Genomic DNA, 11,406 nt, shown 5'->3' on the forward strand with positions numbered 1-11,406 from the left:
TGACGCTAGCAGCTAACCGTGAGTTATCCAGTCGAAAGGGTCAATTCTTTGGTTTTGTGAGCGGATTGGTGTTTTTTCTGTGTAGTAAAAAGTTAATACGAAACAGCGGGTTGGAAGCGGGGGTTGATGAGAAGGGTGAGGTTTTATAACGGTGAGGCGGGCACATAGGATGTGCCCGCTGAAGATTTACGTCGGGATACTGATTCAGCTCTTCTTCGCCTGCGCCCGAATTCGCTCTTCCTGCTCACGCAGCTCTGGCGTGAACTCGGGACCGAAATCCTCGGCCGAGTACACCGGGCGAATCTCGATCTCGGCGTCTGTCCCCGGCATGGGGTTCGGGCAGCGCTTGACCCATTCGATGGCTTCCTCTTTCGACTTCACTTCCCAGAGCCAATAACCGGCGATCAGCTCCTTGGTCTCGGCAAACGGACCGTCGATGACCGTGCGTTTGTCGCCTGAAAACCGCACACGGGCGCCTTTGCTGCTGGGTTGCAGGCCATCGCATGAAAGGAGAATGCCAGCCTTGGCCAGTTCTTCGTTGTAGTTGCCCATCGCGGTCAGCAGTTCCTCGGTGGGCATCACACCCGCTTCGGAATCCGGGCTGGCTTTGACAATGATCATAAATTGCATGGTGTTCTCTCCGCTGCAGGTGAGTGATTCACTGTCTAGTCGAATGGCTGTGTCCTGAATCGACAAATTCTTCGACATTATTTTCGTTACTTAGTATTCCTGCCCTGCGACTCCACTCGTCACTGGAATGCCACCACCTATGCCTGTCCTGGAATTCACCACCCTGATCCCCGATCGCACACCTGCGCAGGTCCTGGATTTCTGCCTGGAAGGCGTCAACTTCCCGAAGATCTTCCCCGAGCGCGTCACGCCGTTGGGCGATATCGACATCAACAACCTACGCATCGAAACCGGTCGGCAGTTTCGTTTTCGGCACTGGATGTTCAATGTCATTCCTTCGAACTGGACAGTGGTGATTCGAGAAGTCTGCGACACACATTTCATCGACGAAATGCTCAAGGGGCCGATGGCTGCCTTTCGTCATGAACACCGGGTGGCGGCGGGAGAGGGCGGTACGCTATATACCGACCGGGTGACCTATGCGGCCATCGGCGGCGCGCCATTGGAGTGGTTGCTGGTCAATGGCTACCTGCGGCGGATTTTCGCGGCGCGGCATCGCAATATGCTGCGGTTGCTGGCCCTGTAGGCGCAAGGCTTGCCCGCGATAAACGATAACGCGGTCCACCTGGCGCAGCGCGGCGCTTCCATCGCGGGCAAGCCGTGCTCCCATAAGGGCGTGTGTGTTGTATCCAATTTGTGCGCCGACACTTCACAATTTGTATCCGGGCATAGGTCGTCGGCCCATTTCGTGGTTAACTTCGGCCTCTTCAGATTTCCAACAACACTTCCAGAAGGACTCCGTTCATGGCTCAAGTCACTCTTAAAGGCAACCCGGTTCAAGTCAACGGCCAACTGCCACAAGCCGGTTCCAAGGCGCCAGCCTTTTCCCTGGTTGCCGGCAATCTGTCGGACGTAACCCTGGCGAGCTTCGCCGGCAAGCGCAAAGTGCTGAACATCTTCCCAAGCGTCGACACCCCGACCTGCGCAACCTCCGTTCGCAAGTTCAACGCCCAGGCCAACGACGTCGCCAACACTGTGGTGCTGTGCATCTCCGCTGACCTGCCGTTCGCCCAGGCACGCTTCTGCGGCGCCGAAGGCCTGGAAAACGTGCAGAACCTGTCGACCCTGCGTGGCGCCGAGTTCATCGAAAACTACGGCGTTGCCATTGCTGACGGCCCGCTCAAAGGCCTGACGGCCCGTGCCGTTGTAGTACTGGATGAGAACGACAACGTGCTGCACAGCGAACTGGTTAAAGAAATCGCAGAAGAGCCTAACTACGAAGCGGCACTCGCCGTTCTGAAGTAAGGCTTTTACAATTGTTAACGGCCTGGCTCTGTCCAGGCCGTTTTCATTTGTGCTTCAGTGTCTTAGATAAATCTCCTGTTACGTAAGCCGAAGGTAAATTGCCGGTAAAGGCGCTTTGCTTAATACCCGCCAGTGCTTATCGTTCAGCCTCCCGTAGAAGAAGCCCACGCGCCCAATGGTTGATCATTCAATGCAATCCTCCTCCCGTAGTCCCCGTCGCTGGCTGTTCGGCCTGCTTGTCCTGTTGGTCGTCGCTGGCGTGTGCTGGAAATTCTGGCCAGCCGGTACCGACCATAAAGCAGGCGAAAAGCCGAAAGCCGTCGCCGGGCATACGGGCAAGTCCGGGGGCATGCGTCCGGGCTTTGGCGGTGCGACCGGGCCGATTCCGGTGCGAGTGGCCCCGGCGGTCAAGGGTGACTTTCCGCTGTATTACAAGGCGCTGGGCACGGTCACGGCACTGAACACCATCAATGTGCGCAGCCGGGTGGCCGGCGAATTGATGAAGATTGCCTTCGAGGAAGGGCAGATGGTCAAGGCCGGTGACTTGCTCGCCGAGATCGACCCGCGCCCTTACCAGAACGCCTTGCTTCAAGCCGAGGGCACCTTGCTGCAGAATCAGGCGCAGTTGAAAAACGCTCAGGTCGATGTCGAGCGCTATCGCGGCCTGTTTAAAGAAGACAGCATCGCCAAGCAAACCCTGGACACCGCCGAAGCGCTGGTAGGCCAATACCTGGGCACGGTCAAGACCAACCAGGCAGCGGTCAACGACGCCAAACTCAATCTCGAATTCACCAAAATCCGCGCGCCGATCACCGGGCGGGTCGGCTTGCGCCAACTCGACGTCGGCAACCTGGTCGCTGCCAATGACACCACCGCGCTGGCGATCATCACCCAGACCCAGCCGATCAGCGTGGTGTTCACTCTGCCGGAAAACAGCCTCGACACCGTGCTCGCCCGTTACCACACCGGCGCCAAACTGCCGGTGGAAGCCTGGGACCGTGGCGACATGAAAATCCAGGCCAGCGGCGTCTTGCAGAGCCTGGATAACCAGATCGACGTCACCACCGGCACCCTGAAATTCAAGGCCCGTTACGATAACCGCGATCAGGCGTTGTTCCCCAACCAGTTCGTCAACGTGCACCTGCTGGCCGACACCCTCAAAGACGTGGTGCTCGCGCCCTCGGCAGCCATCCAGTTCGGCACCAACGGCACCTTCGTCTACGCCATGGACGGGGACAAGAAAGTCACGATCCGCCCGTTGAAAGTCGGCGCCAGCGACGGCGATAACACCGTCATCACCGAAGGCCTGGCCGTCGGTGATCGCGTGGTCCTGGAAGGCACCGACCGCCTGAAGGAAGGCAGCGAAGTGGAAGTGGTCAACGACAGTCTGGACGTGCCGACCACCCCGACCGAACACCTGCAAGGCAAGTCGGCGGCCAAGACCACTGAAGCGACCGCCAACGACAAGGTGAAGAAGGGCGCATGAACATCTCGCGGCTGTTCATCCTTCGCCCGGTCGCTACGACCCTGAGCATGCTGGCCATTATCCTGGCCGGCATCATCGCCTATCGTTTGCTGCCGGTGTCGGCGCTGCCCCAGGTCGATTACCCGACGATTCGTGTCATGACGCTCTATCCAGGCGCCAGCCCGGACGTGATGACCAGCGCGGTGACTGCGCCCCTTGAGCGGCAGTTCGGGCAAATGCCCGGCCTGACGCAAATGGCGTCTACCAGCTCCGGCGGCGCTTCGGTGCTGACCCTGCGTTTCAGCCTCGACATCAACATGGACGTCGCCGAGCAGCAGGTGCAGGCCGCGATCAACGCCGCGACCAATTTGCTGCCCAAGGACCTGCCAGCTCCGCCGGTGTACAACAAGGTCAACCCGGCGGACACCCCGGTGCTGACCCTGGCCATCACCTCCAAGACCATGCTACTGCCCAAACTCAATGATTTGGTCGACACCCGCATGGCGCAGAAAATCGCCCAGATCAGCGGCGTCGGCATGGTCAGTATTGCTGGCGGCCAGCGTCAGGCCGTGCGGATCAAGGTCAACCCCGAGGCCCTGGCCGCCAATGGCTTGAACCTGTCGGACGTGCGCACCCTCGTGGGTGCCTCCAACGTCAACCAGCCCAAGGGCAACTTCGACGGCCCGACCCGGGTGTCGATGCTCGATGCCAACGACCAACTGACTTCGCCCAAGGACTACGCCAACCTGATCCTCGCTTACGCCAACGGTGCGCCGTTGCGGCTCAAGGATGTGGCGGAAATCGTCGACGGTGCCGAGAACGAACGACTGGCGGCGTGGGCCAATGAAAACCAGGCGGTGTTGCTCAACATCCAGCGTCAACCCGGGGCAAACGTCATTGAGGTGGTGGACCGGATCAAGGCCTTGCTGCCGAGCATCACCGACAACCTGCCGGCCGGTCTTGACGTCACCGTTCTGACCGACCGCACACAGACCATCCGCGCTTCCGTAACCGATGTGCAACACGAACTGCTGATCGCCATCGCCTTGGTGGTGATGGTGACGTTCCTGTTCCTGCGCCGCGCCAGCGCGACGATCATTCCTTCAGTCGCGGTGCCGCTGTCGCTGATCGGCACCTTCGGCGTGATGTACCTCGCCGGGTTCTCGGTCAACAACCTGACCTTGATGGCCCTGACCATCGCCACCGGTTTCGTGGTGGACGATGCGATCGTCATGCTGGAGAACATTTCCCGATTTATCGAAGAGGGCGACAGTCCGCTGCAAGCGGCGCTCAAGGGCGCCAAGCAGATCGGCTTCACCCTGATTTCCCTGACCCTGTCGCTAATTGCGGTACTGATTCCGCTGCTGTTCATGGCCGACGTGGTGGGGCGGCTGTTCCGTGAATTCGCCATCACCCTGGCGGTGGCGATCCTGATTTCCCTGGTCGTGTCCCTGACCCTGACGCCGATGATGTGCGCGCGGCTGCTCAAGCGTGAACCCAAGGAAGAAGAACAGGGCCGTTTCTACCGGGCCAGCGGCGCGACCATCGACTGGATGATCGCCGCCTACGGGCGCAAGTTGCAGTGGGTGCTCAAGCACCAGCCGCTGACTTTGCTGGTGGCCATCGCCACCCTGGGCCTGACCGTGTTCCTTTATATGGTGGTGCCCAAGGGCTTCTTCCCGGTGCAGGACACCGGGGTGATCCAGGGCATTTCCGAGGCGCCGCAGTCGATTTCCTTTGCGGCGATGAGCGAGCGTCAGCAGGAACTGGCCAAAGTCATCCTGGCCGACCCGGCGGTGGAGAGCCTGTCGTCCTACATCGGTGTCGACGGCGACAACTCGACGCTCAACAGCGGTCGCATGTTGATCAACCTCAAACCCCATAGCGCTCGCGACCTCAGTGCCACCAAGATCATTGCCCGCCTGCAACCGGAAGTGGACAAGCTGACCGGCATTCGCCTGTTCATGCAACCGGTGCAGGACCTGACCATCGAAGATCGAGTCAGCCGCACACAGTACCAATTCAGCATGTCGTCGCCGGACTCGGAGTTGTTGAGCCTGTGGAGCGGCCGTCTGGTGGAAGCTCTGGCCCAACGGCCGGAACTGACCGACGTCGCCAGCGATTTGCAGGACAAGGGTTTGCAGGTGTACCTGGTGATCGACCGCGATGCGGCGTCGCGGGTCGGTGTGTCGGTGTCGAACATCACCGATGCACTGTACGACGCCTTCGGCCAGCGGCAGATTTCGACCATTTACACCCAGGCCAGCCAGTACCGCGTGGTGCTGCAATCGCAGTCCGGCGAGAAGATCGGCCCGGATGCGCTGAACCAGATTCACGTCAAGACCACTGATGGCGGCCAGGTGCGCCTGTCGAGCCTGGCGCATGTCGAGCAACGGCAGACGCAATTGGCGATCACTCATATCGGCCAGTTCCCGGCGGTGATGATGTCGTTCAACCTGGCGCCCGGTGTGGCGCTGGGGCATGCGGTGGACATCATCGATCAGGTGCAGAAAGACATCGGTATGCCGATTGGCGTGCAGACCCAGTTCCAGGGCGCGGCCGAAGCGTTCCAGGCGTCGCTATCGAGCACTTTGCTGCTGATCCTCGCGGCGGTGGTGACCATGTACATCGTGCTCGGCGTGCTCTACGAGAGCTACATTCACCCGATCACCATCCTCTCGACCTTGCCCTCGGCGGCGGTCGGCGCCTTGCTGGCGCTGCTATTGACCGGCAATGACCTTGGGATGATCGCGATCATCGGCATCATCCTGCTGATCGGCATCGTGAAAAAGAACGCGATCATGATGATCGACTTCGCCCTCGACGCTGAGCGCAATCAAGGCATGGACCCTGAAAAGGCGATCTATCAAGCCGCGCTGCTGCGTTTCCGACCGATTTTGATGACCACCCTGGCCGCGTTGTTCGGCGCGGTGCCGCTGATGCTGGCCACCGGTTCCGGCGCAGAGCTGCGTCAACCGTTGGGTCTGGTGATGGTCGGCGGCTTGCTGGTCAGCCAGGTGCTGACACTGTTCACCACGCCGGTGATCTACCTGTACTTCGACCGGTTGGGACGCCGCTTTGGCAAGACTGACTCGAAAGAGGTGGTGGTATGACGGCGAGCTGCGAGTTTCAAGCTGCAAGCGGCAAGCTAAAGCCAGCGCATGAACTGCTTTTCTCTTGCGGCTTACGGCTTGTAGCTTGGAGCTGTCGTCCATGAACCTGTCCGGACCTTTCATCAAGCGCCCGGTCGCGACCATGTTGCTGAGTCTGGCGATCATGCTGCTGGGCGGCGTGAGCTTCGGCCTGTTGCCGGTGTCGCCATTGCCGCAGATGGACTTCCCGGTGATCGTGGTCCAGGCCAGTCTGGCCGGTGCGAGCCCGGAAGTGATGGCTTCGACCGTGGCCACGCCGCTGGAGCGTTCCTTCGGCGCCATCGCCGGGGTCAACACCATGAGCAGCCGCTCCAGCCAGGGCTCGACCCGGGTGATTTTGCAGTTCGACCTCGACCGCGACATCAACGGTGCGGCGCGGGAAGTACAAGCGGCAATCAACGCCTCGCGCAACCTGCTGCCCAGCGGGATGCGCAGCATGCCGACCTACAAGAAGGTCAACCCGTCGCAAGCGCCGATCATGGTGTTGTCGCTGACGTCTGACGTGCTGGAGAAAGGCCAACTCTACGATTTGGCCTCGACCATCCTGTCCCAGAGCCTGTCCCAGGTGCAGGGCGTCGGTGAAGTGCAGATCGGCGGCAGTTCCTTGCCGGCGGTGCGCATCGAGCTTGAACCCCAGGCGCTGAACCAGTACGGAGTGGCCCTGGACGATGTGCGCAACACCATCGCCAACGCCAACGTGCGCCGGCCGAAAGGCTCGGTCGAGGACGACCAGCGGTTGTGGCAGGTCCAGGCCAACGATCAACTGGAAAAGGCCAAGGATTACGAGTCGCTGATCATCCACTACAACAACGGCGCAGCCCTGCGCCTGAAGGATGTAGCCACGGTCAGTGATGGCGTCGAGGACCGCTACAACAGTGGTTTCTTCAACGACGACGCGGCGGTGTTGCTGGTAATCAACCGCCAGGCTGGCGCCAACATCATCGAGACGGTCAACGAGATCAAGGCGCAATTGCCGGCATTGCAGGCGGTATTGCCGGCCAGCGTCAAACTGAACCTGGCCATGGACCGTTCGCCGGTGATCAAGGCGACCTTGCACGAAGCAGAAATGACCCTGCTGATCGCCGTGGCGCTGGTGATTCTGGTGGTGTTCCTGTTTCTCGGTAACTTCCGCGCTTCGCTGATACCGACGCTGGCGGTACCGGTGTCGCTGGTCGGCACCTTTGCGGTGATGTACCTCTACGGCTTTTCCTTGAACAACCTGTCGTTGATGGCGCTGATTCTGGCCACCGGGTTGGTGGTGGATGACGCCATCGTGGTGCTGGAGAACATTACCCGGCACATCGACGAAGGCGTGCCGCCGATGAAGGCCGCGTACCTCGGCGCCCAGGAAGTCGGGTTCACCTTGCTGTCGATGAACGTGTCGCTGGTGGCGGTGTTCCTGTCCATTCTGTTTATGGGCGGGATCATCGAGAGCCTGTTCCGCGAATTTTCCATCACTCTGGCGGCGTCCATCGTCGTCTCGCTGATTGTGTCGTTGACCCTGACGCCGATGCTCTGCGCCCGTTGGCTCAAGCCGCACACGCCGGGCCAGGAAAACCGTCTGCAACGCTGGAGCCAGCGCGCCAACGAATGGATGGTCGGCAAATACGCCACCAGCCTCGACTGGGTACTGCGTCACCGGCGCCTGACGTTGCTCAGCCTGTTCGTGACCATTGGCGTCAACGTCGCGCTGTATGTGGTGGTGCCGAAAACCTTTATGCCGCAGCAGGACACCGGTCAGTTGATCGGTTTCGTGCGTGGCGACGACGGGCTGTCGTTCAGCGTGATGCAGCCGAAAATGGAAATCTTCCGCCGTGCCGTGCTCAAGGACGAGGCGGTGCAAAGCGTGGCCGGTTTCATCGGTGGCACCAACGGCACGAATAACGCCTTTATGCTGGTGCGCCTGAAGCCGATCAAGGAACGCAACATTTCCGCGCAAAAGGTCATTGAACGCCTGCGCAAGGAAATGCCCAAGGTGGCCGGCGCCCAACTGATGCTGATGGCCGACCAGGACCTGCAATTTGGTGGCGGCCGTGAACAGACCACCTCGCAGTATTCCTACATCCTGCAAAGCGCCGACCTGGGCTCGTTGCGCGAGTGGTATCCGAAAGTCGTCACCGCGTTGCGGGCCTTGCCTGAACTGACGGCGATTGATGCCCGCGAGGGACGCGGTGCGCAACAGGTGACCCTGGTCGTCGACCGTGACCAGGCCAAACGCTTGGGCGTGGACATGGACATGGTCACGGCGGTGCTGAATAACGCCTACAGCCAGCGGCAGATTTCGACGATCTACGACAGCCTCAACCAGTATCAAGTGGTGATGGAGGTCAACCCGAAATACGCCCAGGACCCGATCACCCTCAAGCAGGTTCAGGTGATCACCGCCGATGGCGCGCGAATTCCGCTGTCGACCATCGCGCATTACGAAAACAGCCTGGAAGACGATCGGGTCAGCCACGAAGGCCAGTTCGCTTCCGAGAGCATTTCCTTCGACATGGCCGAAGGGGTCACGGTGGAGCAGGGCACGTCGGCCATCGAGCGGGCGATTGCCAAGCTCGGCATGCCGGAAGACGTGATCGTGAAAATGGCCGGCACTGCCGACGCCTTTGCCGCGACCCAGAAGAGCCAACCGTTCATGATTCTCGGCGCGCTGGTGGCGGTGTATCTGGTGTTGGGCGTGCTGTATGAAAGTTACATTCACCCGCTGACCATTCTGTCGACCTTGCCGTCGGCCGGGGTCGGCGCCTTGTTGTCGATCTATGCCTTGGGCGGGGAGTTCAGTTTGATCTCGCTGCTGGGGCTGTTCCTGCTGATCGGCGTGGTGAAGAAAAACGCCATCCTGATGATCGACCTCGCCTTGCAACTGGAGCGGCATCAGGGCATGACGCCGCTGGATTCGATTCGCAGCGCCTGTTTGCAACGTCTGCGACCAATCCTTATGACTACGCTGGCGGCAATCCTCGGCGCGCTGCCGTTGCTGCTCAGCCGTGCCGAAGGTGCGGAAATGCGCCAGCCGCTGGGTCTGACCATCATTGGCGGGCTGATCTTCAGCCAGGTGCTGACTCTCTACACCACCCCGGTGGTTTACCTCTATCTCGACAAACTGCGCCATCGCTTCAATAAATGGCGTGGGGTACGTACCGATGCAGCTCTGGAAACTCCGCTATGACTGACCGTTCGCTTATCACTCTGGCTGCACCGATTGCCATGGCCCGAGGCTCGCGCTTGTTGAGCCTGGCGCTGTGCATGGCCCTGATCAGTGCCTGCGCTGTCGGCCCGGATTATCAGCGCCCGCAAACTGCCGAGATTGCGCAGTACAAGGAAGCCGAGGGCTGGCGCCAGGCCAATCCCAGTGATTCCCTGGCCCGTGGCGCCTGGTGGGAGTTGTATGGTGACCGGCAGCTCAACGGCTTGATCGAAAAACTCAACACTGCCAACCAGACCGTCGCCCAGGCCGAAGCTCGCTATCGTCAATCGCAAGCCTTGGTGAAAAGCGCCCGTGCGGCGTTTTACCCGACGGTTGACTTGAGCGCGGGCAAAACCCGATCCAGCCAGGGCGCCGGTAGCAGCAGTTCCAGCCTGAGCAGCTCCGCCAGTGGTATTCGCAATACCTACAGCACCGAATTGGGCGTCAGTTGGGAAGCGGATATCTGGGGCAAGTTGCGCCGGGGGCTGGAAGCCGACACGGCCAGCGCCCAGGCGAGTTTCGCCGATCTGGCGGCCATGCGCCTGAGCCAGCAGTCGGAGATGGTGCAGAACTACTTGCAGTTGCGGGTCATCGATCAGCAGAAACGCTTGCTGGAATCGACCGTCGTGGCGTATCAACGCTCGCTGCAAATGACCCAGAACCAGTACCGCGCCGGCGTCTCCGGGCGTGACGCGGTGGCTCAGGCCCAGGCGCAGCTCAAAAGCACCCAGGCCGATCTTGTCGATCTGATCTGGCAACGGGCGCAGTTTGAAAATGCCATTGCGGTATTGATCGGGTTGCCCCCGGCAGAATTCAATCTGGCGGAAACCCAGGACATTCCAAAACTGCCGCAAATCCCTCTGAGCCTGCCGTCGCAACTGCTCGAACGCCGCCCAGACATTGCCTCCGCCGAACGCTCGGTGATTGCCGCCAACGCCAATATCGGCGTGGCGAAAGCCGCGTACTACCCGGACCTGACCCTGAGTCTCAGCGGCGGTTACAGCAGCAGCACGTCCAGCAACCTGATCAGCCTGCCGAACCGCTTCTGGTCGGTGGGGCCGAAACTGGACTTGCCGTTGTTCGACGGTGGCGCGCGCTCGTCGGAAGTCGACCGCAACGAAGCGCTCTACGACGAAACCGTGGCCAAGTATCGCCAGACCGTACTCGATGGCTTCCGCGAGGTGGAAAACTATCTGGTGCAGCTCAAGGTGTTCGAAGACGAAGCGGCAGTGCGGCAGGAAGCGTTGGACGCGGCGCGCGATTCCTTGCGCCTGACCGAGAACCAGTACAAGGCCGGGTTGATTGCTTATCTGGATGTGGTGGTGGTTCAAGCGACCGCGTTGAGCAACGAACAAAGCGTGTTGAATGTGTTGCAGAGCCGGTTGATTGCCAGTGTGCAGTTGATTGCGGCGTTGGGCGGTGGATGGGATGGGCAGTTGCAGGTGAGTGACAAGGAATAACCTGCGCAGATCGTTCCTGCCCTCTGCGCAGATCGTTCCCACGCTCTGCGTGGGAATGCCTCAACGGACGCTCTGCGTCCGGGACGCGGAGCGTCCCTGGCTGCATTCCCACGTGGAGCGTGGGAACGATCAAAAAAGGGGCTTCGGGGTGTCAAACAAGCGTTTCATCGGCTTGATGGCCTTTTGATAATTTTGTCAGTGCGTTCT

The 11,406-nt window shown here is 60.4% G+C and carries 7 protein-coding genes; 6 read left to right on the forward strand and 1 reads right to left on the reverse strand.

Features of this window, described 5'->3' with window-relative positions; translation table 11 throughout:
* Positions 1-204: 204 nt before the first annotated feature.
* The gene (locus ACA071_RS14385) at positions 205-630 is read right to left on the reverse strand and encodes a YciI family protein (RefSeq protein ID WP_497644951.1); all 426 of its coding nucleotides are present in this window, start codon (positions 628-630) and stop codon (positions 205-207) included.
* A 139-nt stretch (positions 631-769) separates the two neighbouring features.
* On the opposite strand from ACA071_RS14385, the gene ACA071_RS14390 reads away from it, so the two are divergent.
* The 6 genes from ACA071_RS14390 to ACA071_RS14415 all read left to right on the forward strand — a co-directional run bounded on the left by ACA071_RS14390 (position 770) and on the right by ACA071_RS14415 (position 11,199).
* Positions 770-1,216, forward strand: coding sequence for an SRPBCC family protein (locus ACA071_RS14390; protein WP_497644952.1), 447 nt, complete (start codon positions 770-772; stop codon positions 1,214-1,216).
* Between the two features lie 218 nt (positions 1,217-1,434).
* Positions 1,435-1,935 carry a thiol peroxidase gene (gene tpx, locus ACA071_RS14395; RefSeq protein WP_008030203.1) on the forward strand — a complete coding sequence of 167 codons (501 nt, stop codon included), beginning with the start codon at positions 1,435-1,437 and terminating at the stop codon, positions 1,933-1,935.
* Between the two features lie 175 nt (positions 1,936-2,110).
* Positions 2,111-3,421, forward strand: coding sequence for an MdtA/MuxA family multidrug efflux RND transporter periplasmic adaptor subunit (locus ACA071_RS14400; RefSeq protein WP_497644953.1), 1,311 nt, complete (start codon positions 2,111-2,113; stop codon positions 3,419-3,421).
* Entirely contained in the window at positions 3,418-6,513 is a 3,096-nt protein-coding gene (locus ACA071_RS14405) for an MdtB/MuxB family multidrug efflux RND transporter permease subunit (RefSeq protein ID WP_497644954.1), read from the forward strand. Before ACA071_RS14400 ends, ACA071_RS14405 begins: the two co-directional genes overlap by 4 nt.
* 100 nt (positions 6,514-6,613) lie before the next feature.
* Complete coding sequence (locus ACA071_RS14410; RefSeq protein WP_497644955.1) at positions 6,614-9,721, forward strand: efflux RND transporter permease subunit; 3,108 nt, start codon at positions 6,614-6,616, stop codon at positions 9,719-9,721.
* Positions 9,718-11,199 carry an efflux transporter outer membrane subunit gene (locus tag ACA071_RS14415; protein ID WP_497644956.1) on the forward strand — a complete coding sequence of 494 codons (1,482 nt, stop codon included), beginning with the start codon at positions 9,718-9,720 and terminating at the stop codon, positions 11,197-11,199. The genes ACA071_RS14410 and ACA071_RS14415 overlap by 4 nt, the downstream gene beginning before the upstream one ends.
* Positions 11,200-11,406: the final 207 nt, after the last annotated feature.

The organism is Pseudomonas sp. LBUM1646 (assembly GCF_059716165.1).

Coding starts and splice junctions, on each gene's coding strand:
- ACA071_RS14385 (WP_497644951.1), bottom strand. CDS start 630: ATGCAATTTATGATCATTGTCAAAGCCAGCCCGGATTCCGAAGCGGGT.
- ACA071_RS14390 (WP_497644952.1), top strand. CDS start 770: ATGCCTGTCCTGGAATTCACCACCCTGATCCCCGATCGCACACCTGCG.
- tpx (WP_008030203.1), top strand. CDS start 1,435: ATGGCTCAAGTCACTCTTAAAGGCAACCCGGTTCAAGTCAACGGCCAA.
- ACA071_RS14400 (WP_497644953.1), top strand. CDS start 2,111: ATGGTTGATCATTCAATGCAATCCTCCTCCCGTAGTCCCCGTCGCTGG.
- ACA071_RS14405 (WP_497644954.1), top strand. CDS start 3,418: ATGAACATCTCGCGGCTGTTCATCCTTCGCCCGGTCGCTACGACCCTG.
- ACA071_RS14410 (WP_497644955.1), top strand. CDS start 6,614: ATGAACCTGTCCGGACCTTTCATCAAGCGCCCGGTCGCGACCATGTTG.
- ACA071_RS14415 (WP_497644956.1), top strand. CDS start 9,718: ATGACTGACCGTTCGCTTATCACTCTGGCTGCACCGATTGCCATGGCC.